General features: G+C 65.6%; 21 protein-coding genes. 16 read left to right on the top strand and 5 right to left on the bottom strand.

Features of this window, described 5'->3' with window-relative positions:
- Positions 1-70: 70 nt before the first annotated feature.
- On the bottom strand, positions 71-1,924 hold the full coding sequence (locus tag LPA35_RS09010; protein WP_228896587.1) for a M48 family metallopeptidase: 1,854 nt from the start codon (positions 1,922-1,924) through the stop codon (positions 71-73).
- Positions 1,925-1,992: 68 nt separating this feature from the next.
- Here LPA35_RS09010 and LPA35_RS09005 point away from each other — a divergent pair, with 68 nt between their 5' ends.
- A complete protein-coding gene (locus LPA35_RS09005) occupies positions 1,993-2,247 on the top strand; it encodes a DUF1653 domain-containing protein (RefSeq protein ID WP_228896585.1) in 255 nt (84 codons plus the stop codon).
- Positions 2,248-2,258: 11 nt separating this feature from the next.
- On the opposite strand, the gene LPA35_RS09000 is transcribed toward LPA35_RS09005, so the two are convergent.
- Complete coding sequence (locus tag LPA35_RS09000) at positions 2,259-3,374, bottom strand: ATP-binding protein (protein WP_228896583.1); 1,116 nt, start codon at positions 3,372-3,374, stop codon at positions 2,259-2,261.
- Positions 3,362-4,090, bottom strand: coding sequence for a response regulator (locus LPA35_RS08995; protein WP_228896582.1), 729 nt, complete (start codon positions 4,088-4,090; stop codon positions 3,362-3,364). Before LPA35_RS08995 ends, LPA35_RS09000 begins: the two co-directional genes overlap by 13 nt.
- A gap of 237 nt (positions 4,091-4,327) precedes the next feature.
- Between LPA35_RS08995 and xopAW the strand changes: the two genes are divergently transcribed.
- Positions 4,328-5,311, top strand: a complete 984-nt coding sequence (gene xopAW, locus LPA35_RS08990) for a XopAW family type III secretion system calcium-binding effector (RefSeq protein WP_228896580.1) — start codon at positions 4,328-4,330, stop codon at positions 5,309-5,311.
- A 255-nt stretch (positions 5,312-5,566) separates the two neighbouring features.
- Here the strand turns inward: xopAW and purN are convergent, their stop codons facing one another.
- Entirely contained in the window at positions 5,567-6,148 is a 582-nt protein-coding gene (purN, locus tag LPA35_RS08985) for a phosphoribosylglycinamide formyltransferase (RefSeq protein WP_228896577.1), read from the bottom strand.
- 283 nt (positions 6,149-6,431) lie between these two features.
- On the opposite strand from purN, the gene LPA35_RS08980 reads away from it, so the two are divergent.
- The 4 genes from LPA35_RS08980 to LPA35_RS08965 all read left to right on the top strand — a co-directional run bounded on the left by LPA35_RS08980 (position 6,432) and on the right by LPA35_RS08965 (position 10,980).
- Positions 6,432-7,142: a YceH family protein gene (locus tag LPA35_RS08980; RefSeq protein WP_218300467.1), complete on the top strand. Its 711-nt coding sequence runs from the start codon at positions 6,432-6,434 to the stop codon at positions 7,140-7,142.
- A 45-nt stretch (positions 7,143-7,187) separates the two neighbouring features.
- A complete protein-coding gene (locus LPA35_RS08975) occupies positions 7,188-8,369 on the top strand; it encodes an acyl-CoA dehydrogenase family protein (RefSeq protein ID WP_142147827.1) in 1,182 nt (393 codons plus the stop codon).
- A 12-nt stretch (positions 8,370-8,381) separates the two neighbouring features.
- Positions 8,382-9,497, top strand: coding sequence for an acyl-CoA dehydrogenase family protein (locus tag LPA35_RS08970; RefSeq protein WP_228896576.1), 1,116 nt, complete (start codon positions 8,382-8,384; stop codon positions 9,495-9,497).
- 88 nt (positions 9,498-9,585) lie between these two features.
- The gene (locus tag LPA35_RS08965) at positions 9,586-10,980 is read left to right on the top strand and encodes an alpha/beta fold hydrolase (protein WP_228896573.1); all 1,395 of its coding nucleotides are present in this window, start codon (positions 9,586-9,588) and stop codon (positions 10,978-10,980) included.
- 413 nt (positions 10,981-11,393) lie between these two features.
- Here LPA35_RS08965 and LPA35_RS08960 read toward each other — a convergent pair whose 3' ends face one another.
- Entirely contained in the window at positions 11,394-11,951 is a 558-nt protein-coding gene (locus tag LPA35_RS08960) for an HNH endonuclease (protein WP_055401504.1), read from the bottom strand.
- 167 nt (positions 11,952-12,118) lie between these two features.
- Between LPA35_RS08960 and LPA35_RS08955 the strand changes: the two genes are divergently transcribed.
- From LPA35_RS08955 to LPA35_RS08910, 10 genes are all read left to right on the top strand, one after another.
- Positions 12,119-13,168, top strand: a complete 1,050-nt coding sequence (locus tag LPA35_RS08955; RefSeq protein WP_228896571.1) for a bifunctional riboflavin kinase/FAD synthetase — start codon at positions 12,119-12,121, stop codon at positions 13,166-13,168.
- A gap of 109 nt (positions 13,169-13,277) precedes the next feature.
- Positions 13,278-16,157, top strand: coding sequence for an isoleucine--tRNA ligase (ileS, locus tag LPA35_RS08950; protein WP_228896569.1), 2,880 nt, complete (start codon positions 13,278-13,280; stop codon positions 16,155-16,157).
- Positions 16,157-16,660: a signal peptidase II gene (gene lspA / locus LPA35_RS08945; RefSeq protein WP_121420870.1), complete on the top strand. Its 504-nt coding sequence runs from the start codon at positions 16,157-16,159 to the stop codon at positions 16,658-16,660. The genes ileS and lspA overlap by 1 nt, the downstream gene beginning before the upstream one ends.
- A 160-nt stretch (positions 16,661-16,820) precedes the next feature.
- Positions 16,821-17,840: a LacI family DNA-binding transcriptional regulator gene (locus tag LPA35_RS08940; RefSeq protein ID WP_228896567.1), complete on the top strand. Its 1,020-nt coding sequence runs from the start codon at positions 16,821-16,823 to the stop codon at positions 17,838-17,840.
- 17 nt (positions 17,841-17,857) lie between these two features.
- Positions 17,858-18,871, top strand: a complete 1,014-nt coding sequence (locus LPA35_RS08935; RefSeq protein WP_228896565.1) for an ABC transporter substrate-binding protein — start codon at positions 17,858-17,860, stop codon at positions 18,869-18,871.
- Positions 18,872-18,890: 19 nt separating this feature from the next.
- Positions 18,891-19,724, top strand: a complete 834-nt coding sequence (locus tag LPA35_RS08930) for an ABC transporter permease (protein WP_228896563.1) — start codon at positions 18,891-18,893, stop codon at positions 19,722-19,724.
- An 8-nt stretch (positions 19,725-19,732) separates the two neighbouring features.
- Positions 19,733-20,530 (top strand): ABC transporter permease, encoded by a 798-nt coding sequence (locus LPA35_RS08925; protein ID WP_121420874.1) that lies wholly within the window; start codon positions 19,733-19,735, stop codon positions 20,528-20,530.
- On the top strand, positions 20,520-21,581 hold the full coding sequence (locus tag LPA35_RS08920) for an ABC transporter ATP-binding protein (protein ID WP_228896562.1): 1,062 nt from the start codon (positions 20,520-20,522) through the stop codon (positions 21,579-21,581). Before LPA35_RS08925 ends, LPA35_RS08920 begins: the two co-directional genes overlap by 11 nt.
- A gap of 37 nt (positions 21,582-21,618) precedes the next feature.
- On the top strand, positions 21,619-22,446 hold the full coding sequence (locus tag LPA35_RS08915) for a phosphodiesterase (protein WP_218300459.1): 828 nt from the start codon (positions 21,619-21,621) through the stop codon (positions 22,444-22,446).
- A 320-nt stretch (positions 22,447-22,766) separates the two neighbouring features.
- Complete coding sequence (locus tag LPA35_RS08910) at positions 22,767-24,419, top strand: Na/Pi cotransporter family protein (RefSeq protein ID WP_121422825.1); 1,653 nt, start codon at positions 22,767-22,769, stop codon at positions 24,417-24,419.
- Positions 24,420-24,494 lie beyond the last annotated feature (75 nt).

Genomic DNA, 24,494 nt, shown 5'->3' with positions numbered 1-24,494 from the left:
CCCACTGTGGTCTGATCCACAGCCAACCACAAGGCTCCTTCAAACGATCCGCATCGATCCGTTCGGTTTGTCAACGCGTGTAGACCGGATCAAACGCATAGCGCTGAATCTCCTTCAGGCTGGGCGATTCACCCGCCCACAGCGCCAGCGCGGGGCCGGGAAGGCTCAGATTGCGCTCCAGGGCGCGGCACAGGTGGTAACGGCTTTCATCGTCCATCCCCGGCAGCTCGACAAAGATCAGGTACGCACGGCGCTGCGGATGCTCGCGCAGGTTCTTGCGCACTAGCCAGCAGCGGGCAAGGGGCGCACAGCGGGCCAGTTCCGATTGCAGCTCGGCCAGTTCGAAGGGGCTCAGGTCGTGACGCGTGATCTGGCTGAAGAAGGAGGTGCCCGACAGCTCTTCCCAGGCGCGCTCTTCGGATTCCTGCGCGCGCTCCAGCCGCTTGCGCCACTGTTTGAAGGCCGCCGCATCATGCTCCATGCCCATGCGGGGAGTTTCCAGCTCGGCCAGCGCGGTGCGCGCGGCCCAGTAGCGGTCGTTGCTGCCCGCTTCCCACACCCGGTGCAGCAGCAGAAGCTTGCCTTCGCGATCGTCCTCGGGCAGGCAAGGCACCAGTCCACACAGGGCGGGCGCGTACTCGGGGCTGCACTCCAGCGCCAGCTCATACAAGGCACGCACATCGGCACGGGGGTCCAGATGGCGCTTGAGGCGGGCCAGCTCCACCAGCTCAGCCGCACTGTTCTGAGCGATGGAAGCCTGCAGCGCCTGGGCGCGTGCGCGCACACGTTCCAGCCACGCGTGGTGCTGCTTCCACTCCGTAGCGTTGTCGCGGCACCATTGTTTGTCGAAGTGTTTGACCCACCGTTTGGCCTCATCGCCCAGCAGGGTCAAGGCATTGCCACGCGACCAGTCGGGCAGTGTGGGCGTGGCATCCAGCGCTTCGATGCGGTCCCGCAAGCCGGGGTGGGTGTCGTCCACACTGCTCAGGCGCTTGAGCGCTTGGCGCAGTGCGTCGTTGGCAAAAGCGGCATCCGGGGCCTCGGCCAGGAAACGGCGCATGCTGCGATATGGCCCCACCGGCAGCGGATTGCCAGCGGCACCGCACCAGTGGTTGCCCCAGAACTCTGCCTGCAACGCTGCGCCCCGGATCTCGATCTCGGCCAGGGCGGCGGCGGTCACATCACGGCCCAGCAGCTTGCCCGCAATGCGGTCGGCCTCGTATTCGTCCTGGCGGGCAAGCGCAAACGTCTTGGCCGAAAAGCGCGGAAAGTACCAGCGCATGAACGCCTGCGTGGCCGCGGCCACCGGGCCTTCGTCGTCGGCCAGACTGTGGTTCAGGCGCATCCACGACAGGCGGGTGCGATAGATCCAGGCCGCAAACCGGCCATGGTCGCCGCGCAAGTGGCCGTACTCGTGTGCCAGCACGGCGAGAAAACGCGGCCGGTCCAACGCCATCAGCAAAGGCAGCCCGATGCTCAGGTGGTTAACGGCGCCACCCAGCAGGCCGTACTTGGGCAGCTGCTGGATGCTCGCATTGAACTCGTCGTTCAACGTGACCTTGTGGATGGGCGGGCCCTTGATCTTGCGGCGGATGCGCTCCAGCGCCTCAAAAAGCTCCGGTGCCTCCAGCGCCGTGATCTCCACGCCCTCAGGCGCGTCAAAACGCACCCACAGCGCCCGCAGGCTGACCCACAGCAGGCCCGCAGCCCCCAGCAGCAGCCACACCATGGCAAAGCGAAACTTCCCCTGCAACATCTGCGGCACCACCCACAGCACAATGCCTGCGGCAAGTCCCAGGCACCCCAGCACCCAGGCATAGCCCAGCGCCGCAAACACGGCCACACTGCGGCGGTATGCGCGGCTGTTGTCAGCACTGGCATGCTCGCTCATGCGCACCAGATGCACAAAATCTGCCTGATCCACGGGCTTCCCTCACTCTTGGGTTGTTTTCAACCGCCATCCTAACCACTCACGACCCCACACCCACCACCATGACCGACGACGACCTGCCAGCACTCATTCGCACACCGCCCGGCCTGTACCGCCACTACAAGGGCATGCTCTACGAGGTGATTGATACCGTGCGCCACAGCGAAACGCTGGAGCCCATGACGCTGTACCGCGCGCTCTATGGCCAGCGTGGGCTGTGGGTGCGACCCGCCGCCATGTTTGAAGAGCAGGTGCTCATCGACGGCGTGATGCGGCCACGGTTCGAGAAATGCGGGGATGAAACCCCAGCGGGCTGAGCCCGGTGGGCTCACGCCGCAGTGCGCGGAAAAATGGCTGCTGCCACCAAACCACCGCCCGCAGCATTGCGCAAGGCCAGCCTCCCTCCGTGCCGCCGCACGATATCGCTGGCAATGGTGAGCCCCAGCCCGGCCCCGCCACTCTGGCGGTTGCGCGAGGCCTCGATGCGGTAGAACGGCTCCATGACCCGCTCCAGCTCTTCGGCAGGCAAACCGGGGCCATGATCGCGCACCTCGATGGTCAGCGCATCAACCGCATCGTGCAGCGTGACCTCGGCACTGCCGCCATAGCGAATCGCGTTGCCCACCAGGTTATCCAGACAGCGCCGCAGCGCCACGGCCTGCACCAGCAGCGGGGCCGCCTGCCCCGCCACCGTGACCCGATGGCCCATGGCGAGTTGGTCGTCGGCCATGCTGTCCACCAGGGCCTGCACATCCAGCAGCACCCAGGCCTCGGCGCCGGCCACGCCGCGCAGGTAGTCCAGCGTGGAGGCGATCATGGCGTCCATCTCTGCAATGTCGCGGCGAAACAGCTGCTGCGCGTGGCTATCGTCCAGGCATTCGGTGCGCAGGCGCAGCCGGGTCAGCGGCGTGCGCAGGTCATGCGACACCGCCGCCACAAACCGGTCGCGCTCGGCCAACTGCTGGCGGATGCGCGCCTGCATCTGGTTGAATACACGGCTGGCGTCGCGGCATTCCAGCGTGCCGTCCTCGGGCAGCGGGGGGCGGTCGATATCGCGGCCCAACTCTTGCGCCGCCGTGGCCAGCCGGTGCATGGGGCGCGACAGCCAGCGTGCCGCCCACCAGGCCACGGCCACCAGCGCCGCCAGCCGCACGCTGATGTCGAGCAGCAGCCCCAGTTGCAGCGATAGCGGGGCATTCCACAAGCCCTGCTCCGGCCCCGGCGGCGGCAACCGCAAAGAGTGCCCATCGGCTGCCACCCCGGGGGGCTGCGGGCCAGGCGGGTGCCCGGGGTGCGCGGGGCGCAGTTCAAACATCAAAGTCAGCGCCAGCACATGGCTCACGATGACGGCCACGATAAGCAGCAGCGCGAGCCGGCCAAAAAGGGTGTCAGGCAGCCTGCGCTGCAGCGCCGCAGGCCAGCGCGCAACCATCAATGCGGCCATCCCACCTGCCCCTGCAGCGACTGCACGTTGAACACGTAACCAGCGCCCCGCACAGTGCGGATCATTGAGGGCGAGCGCGGGTCGTCCGAGAGCTTGCTGCGCAGGCGCGAGACCAGCAGATCGATGCTGCGCTCGAATGCGTCCATGGCCCGGCCTCGCGCCTGCTCCATGAGCTGGTCGCGGCTGAAAACGCGGCGCGGCATGCGCAAGAAGGTGCAGAGCAGGCGAAATTCGGCGTTCGACAGCGGCACCACCACACCCTGTGGGGATACCAGGTGCCGCTCGATGCTGTGCAGGGTCCAGCCATCAAAGCGCACCAGCCCGTCGGGCTCCTGGCGGGCCGGGGCGCTCTCGCCGCGCGTGCGGCGCAGCACGGTCTGGATGCGGGCCACCAGCTCGCGCGGCTCGAAGGGTTTGCCCATGTAGTCGTCAGCCCCCATCTCCAGCCCCAGCACGCAGTCGTAGGGGTTTGCGCGGGCGGTGAGCATGATGATCGGCACCCGGGATCGTTCACGCAGCTCCCGCGCGAGGGTGATGCCGTCGGTGCCGGGCAGCATCACATCCAGCACCACCAAGCCGATGGGGTGCGCGAGCATCTGCGCGCGCATCGACGCCGCATCACACGCCGCGTGGGCGGCGTGGCCAAAGCGGGCGAGGTATTCGGTGAGCAGTGTGGTGATCTCCACATCGTCGTCCACCACCAGGATGTGTTGCATGGGCTCTGTCGTGCAAAAGAACACCCAAGTTTAGGCAGCTACAAACCACCGCTGGCGACGATCTGGCGGGCATTTCCGCCATTGTTCGGTCCTTGTGGACGCCCTTTGTATCGACCTTGGTACAAAGCAGACAAACCCCGGAGACACGCACAACCAAGAATGGTTACGGGCCATGGCTGAGGGCTTCCGTTTTGGGGGACCAGGCACCGACCCACCCTTGGAGCGAAAGGAACGACGATGACGACCATTAGTAGCGTCAGCAGTGCCTGGTCCAGTGCAAGTGTGCAGAGGGCATCACGCCCGGCGCCCACGCCGGAGCGGCTGCTGTCCAAAATCGATACCGACGGCAACGGCGGCGTGAGTGACACCGAACTGCAGGGCCTTCTGGACGATGTGGCCAAAAAATCCGGCGTCAGCAGCCAGACCAGCGCTGCAGACCTGGTCAAGCGGTACGACAGCAATGGGGACGGCAACCTGAACGCTGACGAGCTGGGCAAGACGATGCAAAGCGTGTTGCCCCCGCCACCGTCCACCATGGCTTTTGCCCAGTCGCGGGGCGACAGCGACACCGCCACCGGCCAGGCGGGCGACGACCTCTTTGGCAAGGTGGACAGCGACGGCGATGGCGCCGTGAGCAAGACCGAGCTGCAGGCCCTGCTGGAGGCGATGTCGGGCGGCACGGCGAGCCAAGCGGGCGTCAGCAGTGACGACGTGTTCAGTCAACTGGATGCAGACGGCGACGGCAGCCTGACCCAAGCCGAATTCGACGCGGGCCGCCCTTCCGGCGCGGCGGGTGAAGCAGGCGGCGGCATGCAGGCCATGGGCGGCATGCCACCACCACCCGGAGGCCCAGGTGGTGCAAGTGCTTCCGCCGACAGCACCACCACCTACGACGCCCTGGACACCAACAAGGATGGTGAGGTCTCGCTGACAGAACGGCTGGCTGGCAGCACCAGCAGCGTGGAGCAGGACGCGATCACCGCGCTGTTCAACGCCATCGACACCGATGGCGACGCCAGCATCAGCGCCAGCGAATCCAAGACTTTCATCGACCAGTTGACCAGCCAGCTCCAGCAGCCCCCCAGCCAGGCATCGACATCGGACACCAGCCAACGCAACGACCTGGCGCGGCTGGCCGACTTTGCGCGCCAGCAGTACGCAATGGCCGCCAATGACTGGAATTCGCCCGCTAGCACCGGTAGCCTGAGCGCAATGGCCTGATCAAAAGGAAGGGGCTGGCTTGCCACCAGCCGCAGGTTTTCTGGCCACGCAGTGCGATTCGCCCGTCAGTTGACGAACTGCGTGCGCCGGGATCTCGGAGCCATCCGGCAGCAGAAAATACGAATAAAAACAGGCTCTATCGCTTCATGGACAAGCGCAGTTAGCTACTAATTTAATAGCAAAAATATACCCCCTGAGCTCACCAAGGCCTGTGGGGGCGAAAGCCGGACGCTCCCAAACCGATCAGCCTGTGGGCTACAAGGCCTGAATCAGCGCCCGCACGGCCCGGGGGTAGATCACGTGCTCCTGCGTCAGCACCCGGGCCGCGAGCGTCTCGGCCGTGTCGCCCGGCAGCACCGGCACCACGGCCTGGTCCAGGATGGGGCCCACATCCAGCTCGGCCGTCACCTGGTGCACCGTTACGCCCGCAAACTTGCAGCCTGCATCGATGGCGCGCTGGTGCGTGTGCAGCCCGGTAAAAGCGGGGAGCAGCGAGGGGTGGATATTGATAAGCCGCCCCGCGTAGTGCGCCACAAAACCCGGGGTGAGGATGCGCATGAACCCGGCCAGCACGACCAGGGCGGGCTGGTGGCGGTCAATGGTGGCGGCCAATTCAGTGTCAAACGCGTCGCGGCTGGCAAAGGCCTTGTGGTCCAGCGCCTCGGCGGTGATGCCCTGCTCCCGCGCAAACACCAGCCCGGCGGCATCGGGCTTGTTGCTGATGACGGCCGCGACGCGGGCGCCGTAGCGCTCCTCCCAGTGCTCCTGTTGTGCGGTACGCACGATGGTGGCCATGTTGGAGCCGCCGCCAGAGATCAGAATGACGATGTTCTTCATAAATTGCCACGGATTATCTAGGAGGCTGTCGAGCATGGGGTTGGCTCTGCGCCACCGCCTGGGGGTGCCAGGCAAGGCGCGGGTGAGGCCGTGTGGCCCAGCCACACAACGAACCCGCAACGCAGCATGGCGGCCCCAGGCGGCGGCCCGAAGGGTTGTGCGACAGAGCACGCAGGCGGCGTTGCCCATGCTCGCTGCACAGCCAGGGCAGCTTGCGCTGGGCGCCTAGCCTGCATACTCTGTCGCACAACGCAGCGCCAACCCCAAGCCCGACAGCCTCCTCATGCCCTTCGATCCCGCCACCCGCCCCCTCACCCCCCACGAAGCCCGCGTGCTCGCCACGCTGATGGAGAAGGCCCGCACCGTGCCCGACAGCTACCCCATGTCGCTCAACGGCCTGGTCACCGGCTGCAACCAGAAAACCAGCCGCGACCCGGTGATGAACCTGAGTGACGCCGAGGCGCAGGAAGCGCTGGATTCGCTCAAGCTGCTGACGCTGGCGTTTGAGAGCAGCGGCAACCGCACCACACGCTGGGAACACAACTTTCAGCGCGGCGTGGGCGTGCCCGAGCAGTCGGCCGTGCTGCTCGGCCTGCTCATGCTGCGCGGCCCGCAGACGGCGGGTGAACTGCGCATCAACGCCGAGCGCTGGTACCGCTTTGCCGACATTTCGTCGGTCGAGGCATTTCTGGACGAACTCCAGGAGCGCAGCGCCGAAAAGGGCGGCCCGCTGGTCGTGCAGTTGCCCCGCGCGCCGGGTGCCCGCGAGCAGCGTTGGGCGCATCTGATGTGTGGCCCTGTAGACACCAGCGCCGGTGTTTCAGCCCCCAGCAGTGGCGGCGGTGGCAGCACCGGCACGTCTGCCGCACTGCAAGCGCGGGTGGACGCACTGGAGACAGAGGTGGCCAACCTGCGCACCACGGTGCAGCGGCTGTGTTCTGAACTGGGCATTTCCCCAGACTCCGCGCCGATGTCGCCACCCGGACAGGACTAAAACGAACGACCGTGCTACAAATGCGGATCACTTGGAGACAAACCGATGGATCTCGCATTCACCCCCGAAGAACAGGCGTTCCGCGAAGAAATTCGCGCCTGGGTTCAAGCTAATCTACCGAAAGAAATTTCGCACAAGGTCCACAACGCCCTGCGCCTGACCCGCGACGATCTGCAGGGCTGGGCCAAGATCCTGGGCAAGAAAGGCTGGCTGGGCTTCGGCTGGCCCAAGGAGTTTGGCGGCCCCGGCTGGACGGCCGTGCAAAAGCACCTGTTTGAAGAAGAATGCGCCCTGGCCGGTGCGCCCCGTATCGTGCCGTTTGGCCCGGTGATGGTGGCCCCGGTGATCATGGCGTTTGGCAACGCCGAGCAGCAAAAGCGCTTTTTGCCTGGCATCGCCAGCGGCGAAGTCTGGTGGAGCCAGGGCTACAGCGAACCCGGATCGGGTTCTGACCTGGCCAGCGTCAAGACCCGCGCCGAACGCGTGGGCGACAAATACATCGTCAACGGCCAAAAGACCTGGACCACCCTGGGCCAGCATGGCGACTGGATGTTCAACCTGGTGCGCACCAGCACCGAGGGCAAGCCCCAGACCGGCATCTCCTTCCTGCTGCTCGACATGAAGTCCAAGGGCGTCACCGTACGCCCCATCAAGCTGCTGGACGGCGAATGCGAGGTGAACGAAGTGTTCTTCGACAACGTCGAAGTGCCCGCCGAAAACCTGATCGGCGAAGAGAACAAGGGCTGGACCTACGCCAAGCACCTGCTGAGCCACGAACGTACCAACATCGCCGACGTGAACCGCAGCAAGCGCGAGCTGGAGCGCTTGAAGCGCATCGCCAAGACCGAAGGCGTGTGGGATGACCTGCGCTTCCGCGACCAGATCGCACTGCTCGAAGTGGACATCGTCGCGCTGGAAATGCTGGTGCTGCGCGTGCTGTCGGCCGAGAAGTCGGGCAAGAACTCGCTCGACATCGCGGGTCTGCTCAAGATCAAGGGCAGCGAGATCCAGCAGCGCTACGCCGAGCTGATGATGCTGGCCGCCGGCCCCTTTGCCATGCCCTTCATCGAAGAGGCCATGGAGGCGGGCTGGCAGGGCAACTTCCCCGGCGGCGTCGCTGCCAACGCGCCGCTGGCGTCCACCTACTTCAACCTGCGCAAAACCACCATCTACGGTGGCAGCAATGAAGTTCAACGCAACATCGTCGCGCAGACGGTTCTGGGCTAAGGAGACAAGAACATGGATTTCGATTTTTCTGACGACCAGGAGCAACTGCGCGACGCCGTGCGCAAGTGGGTGGACAAGGGCTACACGTTCGAGCGCCGCCGCGCCGCCGTGGCTGCCGGCGGCTTCGACCGCGCCGCCTGGGGCGAACTGGCCGAGCTGGGCCTGACCGCCCTCACCGTGCCCGAAGCGCACGACGGCATGGGCCAGGGCGCCATCGATGCCATGGTGGTGGCCGAGGAACTGGGCCGTGGCATCGTTCTGGAGCCCATCGCCCAGGCCTTCATGACCAGCAGCGTGCTGTCGCACTACGCACCGGCCAACGTGCAATCGGCTTGGCTGCCCCGCGTGGCCAGTGGTGAAGCCCTGGTGGTACTGGCCCAGCAGGAGCGCAAGGCGCGATACCGCCTGGATGCTTGCGAGGCAAAAGCGGCCCCAGCGCAAGATGGATATGCACTGACAGCTATCAAAAGCGTAGTAGCTGCCGGCGACAAGGCCGATGCGTTCATCGTGCCTGCCCAACTGGACGGCAAGATCGCCCTCTTCCTGGTCGAGCGCACCGCCACTGGCGTGACCACCCAAGGCTACGTCACACAAGACGGCAGCCGCGCCGCCGAGGTGAAGTTCACCAACGCCCCCGCCACGCTCATCACCACCGACGGCCTCGCCGCGCTGGAACTGGCGGTGGACACCGGCATCGCCGCCACCTGCGCCGAAGCCGTGGGCGTGATGGACAAGACCGTGGCCATCACCGTCGAATACATGAACCAGCGCAAGCAGTTTGGCGTGTTCATCGCCAGCTTCCAGGCGCTGCGCCACCGCGTGGCCGACATGAAGATGCAGCTGGAACTGGCCCGCTCGATGAGCTACTACGCCAGCCTCAAGCTGGGCGCCCCTGCCGCCGAGCGCCGCGCCGCCATGGCGCGCGCCAAGGTGCAACTGGGCCAATCGATGCGTTTTGTGGGCCAGCAGGCCGTGCAACTGCATGGCGGCATCGGCGTGACGGACGAGTACATCGTGAGCCACTATTTCAAGAAGCTCACCCAGCTGGAAGTGGCCTTTGGCGACACGCTGCACCATCTGGGCGAAGTGTCCGCCCGCATGCAAGACACCGCAGGCGTGTTTGCCTGATGCGAACTGACGCAGCCATGTAACGCTCGCATGCCATGCTCGTGGATTCACCGATCCACGGGCATTTTTTCTTGTCGGAGACACCTTCATGAACAACAAATTCTGGCTGCAACGCCGATCTCTTCTGCTGGCAACCGCTGCAGCAGCTACCGTGGCCCTGGCCGGTTGCGCCACCAAGGGTCCCAGCCTGTCCGAAGCGCCGCCCATCGTCTTTGTGCACGGCAACGGCGACACCGCCGCACTGTGGCAAACCACCGTGTGGCGGTTTGAATCGAACGGCTGGCCGCGCGAACGCCTGCACGCCATTGACGTGCCCTACCCCCTGTCGCGTGATGAGGACGCCAAACCCCAGGCGGGCCGCACCTCGGCCGCAGAGCACATGGCCTACCTCAAGGCCGAAGTGGACAAGGTGCTCAAGGCCACGGGTGCAAGCCAAGTGGTATTGGTGGGCAACTCGCGCGGCGGCAACGCCATCCGCAACTACATCTACAACGGCGGCGGCGACAAGACGGTGAGCCACGCGATCCTCGGCGGCACGCCCAACCACGGCGTGTGGGCGATACCGGGGTTCCGAGAAGGCAACGAGTTCTCGGGCACGGGCCCTTTCCTCAAAGCCCTGAATGCTCCCAAGAACGCGGCGGGCGACGAGGTGAGCGGCCCCGTGAAATGGATGACGATCCGCTCGGACAACAACGACAAGTTCGCCCAGCCCGACGGTCTGTGGATAGGCCAGAAAGGCAAGCCCACCTACGTGACCGCCGCAGGCCCCGAACTCAAGGGCGCCACCAACGTGGTGATTCCGCGCATCGACCACCGCGAGACGTCGTACTCCCCCGCTGCGTTTGAAGCCACCTACCGCTTCATCACCGGCAAGGCACCACAGGTCACCACCATTGCGGCTGAAAAGCAGGTGGTGCTCAACGGCAAGGTCACCGGCCTGGGCGTGGACCCGGCCGACCCCAAAACCGGCAACTTCAGCAACAACCTGCCCCTGGCGGGCGCGCAACTGGAGGTGTATGCCACCGACCCCGCCACGGGCGCCCGCGCGGGCAATGCCTTGCTGCGCAAGACCTTGGGTGCGGATGGCCAATGGGGACCACTGACGGTGCCCAACGGCGCGCCCGTCGAGTTCGTGATCAGCGCACCCGGCTATGCCACCACCCACATCTACCGCAGCGGCTTTCCACGCAGCAGCAACCTCATCCACCTGCGCGCAGAACGCATGGCCGATGCCGACAAAAGCGCCGAGAGCGTGGTGACACTGACCCGCCCGCGCGGCTACCTGGACCCGGCACGCGACAAGATGCTGCTGGATGGCGCAGCACCTGCTGGTGTGCCCGCTGGGGCAGGTGTTGCATCTGCCAAGGTCAAGCCTGCGGGCGGCGTGCGCAGCATTGCGGGTGAGTTCAATGGCGAACGCGTGGTGGGACAGACCTGGCCGGCCGCCAGCGGCCACCTGGTGTTTCTCGAACTGACTTACTGATGGAATAGGCGTTGCTCGGTGCCTGAGCTCCGTGCAGCACACCACCAAGAGCGGTCAAGACGGCCCCGATGGCTAGGCGCTCCGTCGCAGACAGTACGAAGGGCCTGCCAACCCTCTTTTCGGGGTCGCGAAGGCCCTTGCGGGCGTGCCAATCTAGGCGCGCGACGCAGCGTGCACTCTTGCACACGTAAGGAGCGGAACGACGAGTGGCGCGCCCGCAGGGGCCTTCCCTTCGGGTTGCCCGGCCTGGGGGCCGTCTGCGGCGTTGCCCGCGCTTGCAAGGTGCCTACCTTGCTGCGCACAGGCGCCTTGCATCCCACCCCCAGGTCGGGCAACGCGATCCCCGAAAAGAGGGTTGGCAGGCCCTCACGGCAAGACGAAGCAACGACGCCAGCGGGGTCGTATTGGCCGCTCTACGCCAAAAGACGCGAGGACTTGGGGACGTGCGCCATCAGGAACTCCATCTGATCGGCCAGGATGCGCCGGTTACGCAGGATGAAGTCCTCCCACAGACTCGGCACATAGGGCGCATACAGCAGCGGCATGTGTGCCTGCTCTGGAGTGCGGGGGCCCTTGCGGTGGTTGCAGGGGCGGCACGCCGTGACCACGTTCATCCAGTGGTCCTGGCCGTTGCGCGCAAACGGCACGATGTGCTCGCGCGTCAGGTCTTCCTCATGAAAATGCCCGCCGCAGTAGGCGCACACATTGCGGTCGCGGGCAAAGAGCTTGCTGTTGGTCAGGCTGGGCTTGAGCTCGAACGGATTGATGCTGGGCACGCCCTTGGTGCCGATGATGCTGTTGATGGCGATCACCGATTGCTCACCCGAGATGGCGTTGTGCCCGCCCCGGAACCGGGCAATCTGTGCACCAGACTCCCAGCGCACTTCCCCGGCGGCGTAATGAATCACCGCCTGCTCCAGCGAAATCCACGATTGGGGCAGCCCTTGGGCTGACAGCTTCAAGACCTTCAAAACACGCCTCCTGGAACACAAAGTACACAAGGATCGGAACGCAGATGTCTCGCGGGCAGCCCTGCGCGGGGCCAGCCGTGGGTCACAATATACTCCGTTTTCATGACAAATTGGCGTCCTGCGCTTGATGGACTTGCGCATGCTGCTATCAAAAAGATAACAAACCGATGAAGATCTTTCGCGGATTCCACCACCCTGGCATTGCCAATGCCTGTGCGCTGACCATCGGCAATTTCGATGGTGTGCACCGGGGCCACCAGGCCATGCTGGCCTTGCTGAACAGCGAGGCTGCACACAGGGGCGTGGAAAGCTGCGTGCTGACGTTCGAGCCCCACCCCCGCGACTACTTCGCGGGCGCCCACCAAAAGCCCGAGCTGGCACCCGCACGCATCGGCACCCTGCGCGACAAGCTCACCGAACTGGCCCGCTGCGGTGTGCAGCAGACCGTGGTGCTGCCGTTTGACGCGCGGCTGGCCGCCCAGTCGCCCGACGCTTTCATCGACGAGGTGCTGGTGCGTGGCCTGGGGGCCCGGTATGTGCTGGTGGGCGACGATTTCCGCTTTGGCCGCCAGCGCGCCGGCGACTACGCGATGCTGGACGCCGCCGGGCAAGCCAAGGGTTTTGACGTGGCGCGCATGAACAGCTACGAGGTGCATGGGCTGCGCGTGTCCAGTTCCGCCGTGCGCCAGGCGCTGGCCGCAGGCGACATGGAAGCCGCGGCACGCCTGCTGGGACGGCCCTACACCATCAGCGGCCATGTGGTGCACGGACGCAAGCTGGGGCGCGAGCTGGGCGCCACCGCCGGTGGAGCCGGCGACGGCTTTCGCACCCTGAACCTGCGCTTTGCCCACTGGAAGCCTGCCGCCAGCGGCATCTTTGCCGTGCTGGTGCATGGCCTTGCCGCCGAGCCGTTGCCAGGGGTGGCCAACCTGGGCGTGCGCCCCTCGCTGGACCCGAACGACGTCAACGGCGGGCGCGTGCTGCTGGAAACCCATTGCCTGCATTGGCCCGCCGATCTGGGGCCCGAGGGGGCGTACGGTAAAATCGTGCGCGTGGAACTGCTACACAAACTGCACGACGAGCTGAAATACGACGGTCTGGATGCCTTGACGAAGGGCATCGCCAAAGACTGCGCCGACGCGCGTGCCTACTTTGCCTCGGCCCAGGCACCCAACCACACCGAAACCCGGCGCCAGACCACCCGCGACCGAATTTGAGGGAGCTGCTTCTCGCAGCGCCCGCCTGACGGGCCCGCCATCCTTCGCGCTCCAACCCCGTTCTTGCTCCGGGCCTTGCCCCGGAATGCCCCGTTTTTAAGGCTCCCTCATGTCCGACGACAACGCCAGCACTCCTTCCACGGATTTCCGCAGCACCCTCAACCTGCCCGACACCTCCTTCCCCATGCGTGGCGACCTGCCCAAGCGCGAGCCGGGCTGGGTCAAGGACTGGGAAGACCAAGGCATCTACAAGCGCCTGCGGGATGCCCGTCGGGGTGCGCCCAAATTCATCCTGCACGACGGCCCGCCCTACGCCAACGGCCAGATCCACATGGGTCATGCGGTCAACAAGATCCTGAAGGACATGATCACCAAAGCGCGCCAGCTCGAAGGCTTTGACGCGCTGTACGTGCCTGGCTGGGACTGCCACGGTCTGCCGATCGAGAACGCCATCGAGAAGAAACACGGCCGCAACCTGAGCCGCGATGACATGCAGGCCAAGAGCCGCGCGTTTGCCACCGAGCAGATCGCGCAGCAGATGGTGGACTTCAAGCGCCTGGGCGTGCTGGGCGAATGGGACAACCCCTACAAGACCATGAACCCCGCCAACGAGGCGGGCGAGATCCGCGCCTTCAAGCGCGTGATGGAGCGCGGCTTTGTGTACCGGGGCCTCAAGCCCGTGTACTGGTGTTTTGACTGCGGCTCTTCGCTGGCCGAGTTCGAGATCGAATACCAGGACAAGAAGAGCACCACGTTGGACGTGGCCTTCAAGTCGCACGACCCCGCCAAGCTGGCAGCCGCCTTTGACCTGCCCGCATTGGCCAAGGATGCGTTTGTGGTCATCTGGACCACCACTGCCTGGACCATCCCTGCCAACCAGGCGCTGAACCTGAACCCCGAGATCAGCTACGCGCTGGTGGACACGGGCGAGCGCATCCTGCTCGTGGCCGAGCCGCTGGTGGCCTCGTGCCTGGAGCGGTACGGCCTCACGGGCAGCGTGCTGGCCACCACCCTGGGCAAGAACCTGGGCGGCCTGGAATTTGAACACCCGCTGTACGACCTGAAGAGCGAGGACGGAACCCAGGGTTACAAGCGCCTGTCGCCCGTGTACCTGGCCGACTACGCCACGGCCGACGACGGCACGGGTATCGTGCACTCCTCGCCCGCCTATGGTTTGGAAGACTTCAACTCCTGCCGCGCGCATGGCATGGCGCTCGACGACATCCTGAACCCCGTGCAGGGCAACGGCACCTACGCGGCCGACTTCCCGCTGTTCGGCGGCCAGCACATCTGGAAGGCCGTGCCCGTGATCATCGAAGCCTTGCGCAACGCAGGCCGCCTGATGACCACCAAGGACATCACACACAGCTACCCGCACTGCTGGCGTCACAAGACGCCGGTGATCTACCGCGCCGCCGCACAGTGGTTCGTGCGCATGGACGAGGGCGAAGGCGTGTTCACGAAGCCCGGCATGAAGCCCGCTAAGACGCTGCGCCAGATCGCCCTGGATGCCATCGAGCACACCAGCTTCTACCCCGAGAACGGCAAGGCCCGCCTGCACGACATGATCGCCGGCCGGCCCGACTGGTGCATCTCGCGCCAGCGCAGCTGGGGCGTGCCCATCCCGTTCTTTCTGCACAAGGATTCGGGCGAGTTGCACCCGCGCACCATGGAAATCATGGACCAGGCCGCTGACATCGTCGAAAAGGGCGGCATCGAGGCCTGGAGCCGCGTGACGACCGAAGAAATCCTGGGCGCCGAAGACGCGCCGCATTACACCAAGAGCACCGACATCCTGGAGGTGTGGTTCGATTCCGGCTCGACCTTCAGCCACGTGCTGCGCGGCACGCACCCCGAGGTGCACCACGACACGGGCCCCGAGGCCGACCTGTACCTCGAAGGCCATGACCAGCACCGCGGCTGGTTCCATAGCTCGCTGCTGCTGGCCTCCGCGCTGGAAGGCCGCGCGCCCTATCGCGGCCTGCTGACCCATGGCTTCACCGTGGACAGCCAGGGCCGCAAGATGAGCAAGTCGCTGGGCAACGGCATCGACCCGCAGGAAATCAACAAGAAGCTGGGCGCCGAGATCATCCGTCTGTGGGTGGCCGCCAGCGACTACTCCGGCGACATCGCGGGCGACGAGAAGATCCTGGCCCGCGTGGTGGACGCCTACCGCCGCATCCGCAACACACTGCGCTTCCTGCTGGCCAACGTGAGCGATTTCGACCCGGCCAAGGACGCCGTGCCGTTCGACCAGATGCTGGAGATCGACCGTTACGCCCTCACCCGCGCATCCGAGTTCCAGGCCGAGGTGCTGGCGCACTACAAGGTCTACGAATTCCACCCCGTGGTGGCCAAGCTGCAGCTGTACTGCTCGGAAGACCTGGGCGGCTTTTACCTCGACGTGCTCAAGGACCGCCTGTACACCACGGCGCCCAAGAGCCTGGCCCGCCGCAGCGCGCAGACCGCGCTCTACAACATCACGCACGCCATGCTGCGCTGGATGGCGCCGTTCCTGTCGTTCACGGCCGAAGAGGCGTGGAAGGTGTTCGGCAGCTCCGACTCCATCTTCCTGGAGACCTACGGCAACGTGGCGGGCGTGGGTGCCGGTGCCGACGAAGGCCTGCTGGCCAAGTGGTCGCGCATCCGCGAGATCCGTGATGCGGTGAACAAGGAGATCGAAGCACTGCGCGCCGATGGCAAGGTGGGCTCGTCCCTGCAGGCCACCGTTACCCTCACGGCGGCGCCCGAAGACCATGCGCTGCTGGCCAGCCTGGGCGATGACCTCAAGTTCGTGTTCATCACATCTGCTATCGAATTGGTAGCTGGTAGCGCATTACAGATAAGCGTCAAGCCCAGTTCTGATGCCAAATGCGAGCGCTGCTGGCACTACCGCAGCGATGTAGGGCAGGACGCCGCCCACCCGACGATCTGCGGCCGCTGCACCAGCAACCTCTACGGCGACGGCGAGAGCCGGGAGCACGCCTGATGGACCGCACATTGCAGGCCGGGCGTTCCGGCGCGAGCATGTGGCCCTGGCTGGCCTGGGCTGTGGTGCTTGTGGTGGTCGACCAGATCACAAAGACCCTGATCCTCAACCACTACCAGTTGGGCGATTCCACGTTCATCACCAGCTTCTTCAACATCGTGCGGGCGCACAACACGGGTGCTGCGTTTTCGTTCCTGTCGGACGCGGGGGGCTGGCAACGGTGGCTGTTCACCGGCATCGGCGTGGCAGCCACGATCTTCATCGTGTGGCAGCTGCGTGCCCACCCGGGGCAAAAGCTCTTCGGCTTCGCGCTGTCGAGCATTCTGGGCGGCGCGGTGGGCAATGTGGTGGACCGGCTGATGCACGGCTATGTCGTGGACTTTCTGGACTTCCATGTGAGCGGCTGGCACTTTCCGGCGTTCAACGTGGCGGACTCGGCCATCACGCTGGGGGCAGCGTGTCTCATTCTGGATGAGCTGCTTCGCGTGCGGCGCGAGCGCTGACGCCACCGGCATCCCCCGTGCAAGCCTTGCAACAGCCCGCCTCGTGCGGGCTGTTTGCTTTGTAGCGCCAGTTGCTCTTGCCGCATGCAGTGTCATGCGCATGTCACGGTCAGCGGTTGCAATGTAAACGTTTACATCAAATGTATTGCACCAAACTGCCATGAGCATTCTGGAAGTCGCCCGCGAGGCCGGTGTGTCGGTTGCCACCGTGTCGCGTGTTTTCAACGTGCCTGACAAAGTGGCCCCGGCCACGCGCGAGCATGTGGAGCACATCGCCCGCACCCTGGGCTATCTGCCCAACGCCAGCGCGCGCACCTTGCGCACCCAGCGCAGCCGTGTGCTGGGCGTGGTGTTGCCCACACTCACCAACCCCGTGTTTGCCGAATGCCTGGAAGGCATTGCCCAGGCCGCCGTAGCGGGTGGCTACGCCATCTCGCCGTTCACCACCGACTACCGCCTGGACCAGGAAGACCGCGCGGTGAACCTGCTGCTGGCGGGCAACGTAGACGGGATGATCCTGGTGGTTTCGAACCCCGCCACCTCCACCGCACTGCAGCGGCTGGCCGAGGTGGGTCTGCCCTATGTGCTCGCCTACAACCACCACCCCGATCACCCCTGCGTGTCGGTGAACAGCGAGCTGGCTGTGGCCGACGTGGTGACCCATCTGGCCACGCTGGGGCACCGCCGCATCGCCATGGTCAGCGGGCTGCTCAGCGCCTCTGACCGCGCGCAACAACGCTGCCGGGGCTACGCGCGCGGCATGGAGCAGGCAGGCCTGCGGGCCCAGCCTGTGTTGCAGGTGCCCTTCGTGGCCGCTGCGCCAGAGGTGTTGGGCGAAGCCCTGAACAGCCAAGACCGCCCCACGGCCCTGGTGTGTTCCAACGACCTGCTGGCCATCCGCAGCATCCGCGCCGCGCACCTGGCGGGCCTGGCAGTGCCGCGCGACCTGAGCGTGGTGGGCTTCGACGGCATTGCGCTGGGGCAAGACCTCACTCCGCAACTGAGCACCGTGGTGCAACCCAATGCCGACATCGGCCGCCACAGCGTGGAGCTGCTGGCCCAGGCAGTGGCCAGTGGCAACCCGCTGGGGCCCGACATGGGTCTGACGCTGGCGCACCAGTTCCGCGCTGGCGAGTCCTGCGCACCGCCCGCCTCTTCCCTTGTTCCTCCCCTCACCTGAACCCAAGGAGCTGATCCATGAAAACAACCCTCAAAAACTTCACCCGCGCCACGCTGCTGGCCTGGGGCCTGGCCGCCGGTGCCACGGCCATGGCGCAAAACGCCATCTGCTACAACTGCCCGCCCGAATGGGCCGACTGGGGCAGCCAGATCAAGGCCATCAAGGCCAAGACCGGTATCACCGTGCCACCAGACAACAAGAACTCCGGCCAGTCGCTGGCCCAGCTGGTGGCAGAAAAAGCCAGCCCCGTGGCGGATGTAACCTACCTGGGCGTGACCTTCGCCATCCAGGCGCAAAAGGATGGTGTGGTAGCCACCTACAAGCCCGCTGCATGGGCCGAGATTCCCGATGGCCTGAAGGACCCTGCAGGCCACTGGTTCACCATCCACTCGGGCACCCTGGGCTTCATGGTCAATGTGGATGCACTCAAGGGCAAGCCCGTGCCGCAGTCCTGGGCCGACCTGCTCAAGCCCGACTACAAGGGCCTCATCGGCTACCTGGACCCGGCATCGGCCTTCGTGGGCTATGTGGGCGCTGTGGCAGTGAACCAGGCGCGCGGCGGCACGCTGGACAACTTCGGCCCTGGCATCGACTACTTCAAGGCGCTGCAGAAGAACGAGCCCATCGTTCCCAAGCAAACGTCTTACGCCCGTGTACTGTCGGGCGAGATCGCGATCCTGCTGGACTACGACTTCAACGCCTACCGCGCCAAGTACAAGGACAAGGCCAATGTGCAGTTTGTGATCCCCACTGAAGGCACGGTGGTGGTGCCCTACGTGATGAGCCTGGTGGCCAACGCGCCGCACGCCGACAACGGCAAGAAGGTGCTGGACTTTGTGTTGTCGGACGAAGGCCAGGCGCTGTGGGCCAATGCCTACCTGCGCCCGGTGCGCGCCAGCGCCATGTCCAAGGAGGTGCAGGCCCGCTTCCTGCCTGCCAGCGAATACGCACGCGCCAAAACGGTGGACTACAGCAAGATGGCCGCAGTGCAAAAGGCCTTCTCGGACCGCTACCTGAAAGAAGCCCAGTAAGCCGGGGCGAGCTGGAGAGATGCACATGCGCCACAACAGCTTTGCTCCATCCCGCGCGCTGCTGCTGGCGTGTACCGCACCTGCCGTGGCATTCTTTGCAGCGTTCTGGCTGCTGCCCATCGTGCAGCTGATTGCGCTGCCCGCCAGCAAGGGCTGGGAGACCTACTTGGTGGTGCTCACCCACCCGCGCTACCTGCAAAGCCTGCTGCAGACACTGGGGCTGTCCCTGGCGGTGACGCTGGCCACCCTGGTGCTGGGCGCGGCCGTGGGCATCACGCTGGCGCGGCACCGTTTTACAGGGCGGCAGCTGCTGCTGTCGCTGCTGACGTTGCCGCTGTCGTTTCCAGGCGTGATCATTGGTTTTTTCATGATCTTGCTCGGTGGCCGCCAAGGCCTGGTGGCCGACCTGACGGACGCCCTGGGCCTGGGCCGCATCACGTTTGCCTACGGCCTGGCCGGGCTGTTCCTGGCCTATCTGTACTTCTCGCTGCCACGGGCCGTTGCGACCTACACAGCGGCGGCCGGGGCCATGGATGCGGCACTGGAAGAAGCCGCCCGCTCGCTGGGCGCGCCGCGCTGGCGGGTGGTGCGCGACGTGTGGGTGCCCGAACTCGCGCCCACCACGCTGTCGTGCGGGGCCATTGTGTTCGCCACGGCCATGGGCGCGTTTGGCACCGCGTTCACGCTGTCCAGCAAGTTCGAGGTGCTGCCCATCACCATCTACAACGAGTTCACCAACTACGCTAACTTTGCACTGGCCGCCAGCCTGTCGATCACCCTGGGGCTCATCACCTGGGTAGTGCTGTGGCTGTCCCGCCGTGTTGCGGGCCCGGCACCGGCTGCCGGGGCGTAACCACCACCATGCGCACGACCCAACAAGCCTCCTTCCCCCTGCTGGCGCTCACGGCGCTGGTGGCGGCGTTCATGCTCGCCCCCATCGCGCTGTCGGTGATGGCGGGGCTCGTCAACAACTACAGCACTGGCATTTCCAGCGGGCTCACCACACGATGGCTGCACGAGGTGTGGGACCTGTACGGTGGCACCGTGGGCTGGTCGCTGGGCCTTGCGCTGCTGTGTGTGCTGGGCAACCTGCTGCTGGGCGTTCCCTGCGCGTATGCGCTGGCACGCAGCCGCTCGCGCGCCGCACGCCTGTTTGAAGAACTGCTGACCTTGCCAGTGGCCGTGCCCGGCCTGGCCAGCGCGCTGGCCTTGATCCTGGCCTACGGCACGCTGCAAGGCTTTCGCACCAGCTTTGCGTTCATCCTGGTGGGGCACATGGTGTTCACCCTGCCGTTCATGGTGCGCACCGTGGGCGCTGCATTCCAGCGCAAGGAACTGCTCTCGCTTGAAGAAGCGGCACGCTCGCTGGGTGCCAGCTTCGGGCAGCGCTTTTTGGGTGTGCTGGTGCCCGCCGTGTTGCCCGCCATCGTGGCGGGCAGCCTGATGGTGTTCACGCTGTCGGTGGGCGAATTCAACCTCACCTGGATGCTGCACACCCCGCTGACCCGCACCCTGCCCGTAGGCCTGGCCGACAGCTATGCGTCCATGCGCATCGAGATCGGCTCCGCTTACACGCTGGTCTTTCTTATCGTCATCCTGCCCGTGCTGTGGGGCCTGCAGGCCGTCGGCACCCTGATCGAAAAACACCATGGAACTTGAACGCACGCGCGTGGAGATAAACCAATGCGCCAAAACCTACCCTGATGGCACGCGGGGCCTGCGGCCGACCGACCTCACTGTGGAGCCCGGCGAGGTCGTCGCCTTGCTGGGGCCATCGGGCTGCGGCAAGACCACACTGCTGCGCCTGATTGCCGGGCTGGAGGCGCCCGATGAAGGCAGCCGCATTGCCTTTGGCGGCACCGACGTGACGCGCCTGCCCATCGAGCAGCGTGGCATCGGCATGGTGTTCCAGCACTACGCCCTGTTCCCGCAAATGACGGTGGCAGCCAACATCGGCTACGGCCTCAAGATCCGCAACGTGCCCGAGGCCGAGCGCCGCCGCACCGTGGGCGAGCTGGTGGACTTGGTGCGTCTGCAAGGGTTGGAGCACAAGCGCCCCGCCGAGCTCTCCGGTGGCCAGCGCCAGCGTGTGGCCCTGGCCCGCGCCGTGGCGGTGCGCCCCCGCGTGCTGCTGCTGGACGAGCCCTTGACCGCGCTGGATGCCAAGCTCAAGGAGTCTCTGCGCGACGAGCTGGCCGACCTGCTGCGGCGCCTGCACATCACCGCCATCCACGTCACCCACGACCAGCAAGAAGCCCTGGCCATTGCCGACCGCCTGGCGGTGATGCACGCGGGCCAGATCGTGCAGGTGGGCGATGGCGAGACGCTGTACCGCGCGCCCACCCACCCCTTTGTGGCGCAGTTTCTGGGCCGCGTGAACCGGCTCCAACGGGACGCCGCCGCAAGCGCCCAGGCCGTGTTGATGCTGGGTGGGCTGCCTCTGCCCTGCCCTGCCGCCGTGCAGGCCCACACGGCCTTGCTCGTGCGGCCTGAAGACATCGAGGTGTCGGCCCTTCAAACTGGCTGGGGTCAGGCCGAAGTCACGCGCCGCAGCTTTCTGGGCGACCGCGTGCAACTGATTCTGGCCCTGGCCGACCAGCCCCCGCTGATGGCCGATGTGCCGCGCGACCACCCCGCCCGCACGGGCGACACCGTGGGCGTGCGCATCGCCCCCGAGCGCCTCATGCCCTGCCACGAAACCAGCGACTGACCCAGCCAGCCCTACCCCGCCTGCACGCCTTTTAGCCATGACCACCACACTGCTGCTCCAACTGTCTGACCCCCACATCCGCGAGCCCGGCCGCCTGGCCTATGGCCGCATCAATACCGCGCCCTATCTGGCCGAGGCCGTGGCCAGCGTGAACCGGCTGCCGCAGGCGCCCCATGCCGCCGTCATCACTGGCGACCTGACAGACTTTGGCCGCGCCGCCGAATACGAGCACCTGCGCGCCCTGCTCACGCCGCTGAACATGCCGGTGTACCTGCTGCCCGGCAACCACGACAGCCGCGAGCAGATGCGCGCGAGCTTTCCGCAGCACCACTACCTGGGGTCCGAGGGCTTCATCCAGTACAGCGTGCCGGTGGGCGGCATGCAGCTCATCGCGCTCGATACCGTGGTGCCCGGCGCCAGCGAGGGCAGCCTGTGCACAGAGCGCCTGCAATGGCTGGAGGAAGAGCTGGCACGCCACACCAGCCGCCCGGTGGTGATCGCCATGCACCACCCACCGTTTCGCACGCTGATTGGCCACATGGACGACATCGGCCTGCGCGAAGGCGCCGATGCGCTCGAAGCCATCGTGGCCCGCCACCCGCAGGTGGAGCGTGTGATCTGCGGGCACCTGCACCGGGCCATCCAGGTGCGGTTTGGCGGCACCATCGCGGCCACCGTGCCATCGCCCGCGCACCAGGTGCGGCTGGACCTGGCGCCCAACGCCGCCTCGGCCTGGATGCTGGAGCCGCCCGGCTTTGCGCTGCACGCTCTGCCTGCGGGGGGACGGCTGGTCAGCCACACCGTGGCCAGCGGCCAATACGCGGGGCCCTACCCGTTTCATGACGGCGGGCAGCTGATCGACTGAAAAAACGGGCCCTGGCGACAAGACCTCCACCGCCGAGCACCCAGCCGCGACAGGGTCATCGCTGCACAACTCCTCAATCAGGAGTATGCTTATATGTCAGTTTTGTGACAAATGGTCCGGGTGCCGCAGTATTTTCTGCGCGCTCTTCATCCCGGAAGCCGAGCAGCCAGGCTCATGCCTCCCCGCCTGCCGCCGCCTACGGGCACAGAAATGAATGAAACCGCTTCCCTGCACGGGCGCCAGCTTTAACGCTTGCGTCTGCGCAGTGCATGGCGCATGCTCGTTTGGGTGGACACAAGAAGAAGAAACAACGGTTTTTCATGAAGCATCTCTTGAATCTGTTGGCAGCGGTGTCGCTGCTGATCTGGGGCACCCACTTGGTGCGCACCGGCATCCTGCGTGTCTTTGGCGCCAATTTGCGCCAGTTGATCGCGCACAGCGTCAGCAACCGGTTCACGGCCGTGCTGTCGGGCATCGGGGTGACCGCCGTGGTGCAGTCGAGCACGGCCACGGCGCTCATCGTGTCCTCCTTCGTGGGCCAGGGCCTGGTGGGCCTGCCCGCCGCGCTGGCTGTGATGCTGGGCGCCGACGTGGGCACCAGCGTGATGGCGGTGGTGTTCTCGATGGATTTGTCCTGGCTGTCGCCCCTGTTCATCTTCGCAGGTGTGGTGCTGTTCATCTCGCGCAAGGACACGGCCGTGGGCCGTGTGGGCAGGGTGCTGATCGGCCTGGGGCTGATGCTGCTGGCGCTGCGCCTCATCACCGAATCGACCACGGTGCTCACCCAGTCACCCACGGTGCGTACGCTGCTCGGGGCGCTGACCAGCGACCTGCTGCTGGAGATCTTCACCGGCGCCATCCTGGCCATCGTGGCGTATTCGAGCCTCGCCACCGTGCTGCTCACCGCCGCGCTGGCAGGCTCCGGCGGCATCCCGCCCGACGTGGCGCTGGGCCTGGTGCTGGGTGCCAACCTCGGCAGCGGCGTACTGGCGGTGCTGACCACGATGAAGGCCAACGTGCAAACGCGCCAGGTGCCACTGGGCAACCTGTTCTTCAAGATCATTGGCGTCATCATCATGACCCCGCTCACCGGGCTGTGGCTGCAGCATGTGCGCCCCTACGTGCCCGAAATCGCAGCACTGGTGGTGCTGTTCCACCTGGCATTCAACGTGGTGGTGGGCATCATCTGCATCGGCCTGACGGGCACAGTGGCGCGCGTGGTGCAACGCCTGCTGCCGAAGGAAAAGGCGCAGGCTGCGGGCACCCGACCCCAGCATCTGGACCCCTCCGCCCTGGCCACGCCCTCGCTGGCCATCTCGTGCGCCGCGCGCGAGGCCCTGCACCAGGCCGACGTGGTCGAATCCATGCTGCTGGGCCTGCACAAGGTGATCCGCACCGACGACCTGCAGCTCGCGCAGGACCTGCGCAAACTGGACGACGAGGTGGACGGCCTGTACTCGGCCATCAAGTACTACATGACCAAGATCTCGCGCGAGGCCCTGGATGAACGCGAGGGCCGCCGCTGGGCCGACATCATCAGCTTCACGATCAACATGGAGCAGATCGGCGACATCATCGAGCGCGTGCTGATCGACATCGAGGACAAGAAGATCAAGAAGGGTCGCCAGTTCTCCGAGGCCGGCATGGAAGAAATCAACGAACTGCACGCCCGCCTGATCGACAACCTGCGCCTGGCGATGAGCGTGTTCCTCAACGGCAGCGTGCGCGATGCGCAAAAGCTGCTCGAAGAAAAAGCCCGCTTTCGCGACCTGGAACACGCGTATTCCGCCACCCACCTGGCGCGCCTGTCGGACAACACGGTGCAAAGCATCGAGACCAGTTCGCTGCACATCGACCTGATCAGCGAACTCAAGCGCATCAACTCGCTGCTGTGCTCGGTGGCCTACCCGATTCTGGAATCGGCCGGAGCACTGGCCCCCAGCCGGCTGCGGGCAATGGCGGACCAGGCTTGAGCAGCGCCTTCAGCAGAAATTCAAGCCTTTTCTGGTCTCTAGCGCTTTATCCATAAGCGCTAAAAGCTATTATTT

It is taken from the genome of Acidovorax sp. Leaf73 (assembly GCF_916855635.1).
GTDB lineage: Bacteria > Pseudomonadota > Gammaproteobacteria > Burkholderiales > Burkholderiaceae_C > Acidovorax > Acidovorax facilis.
Note: the sequence above shows the minus strand (reverse complement) of the source record. Positions and strands in the feature narration are given on the sequence as shown.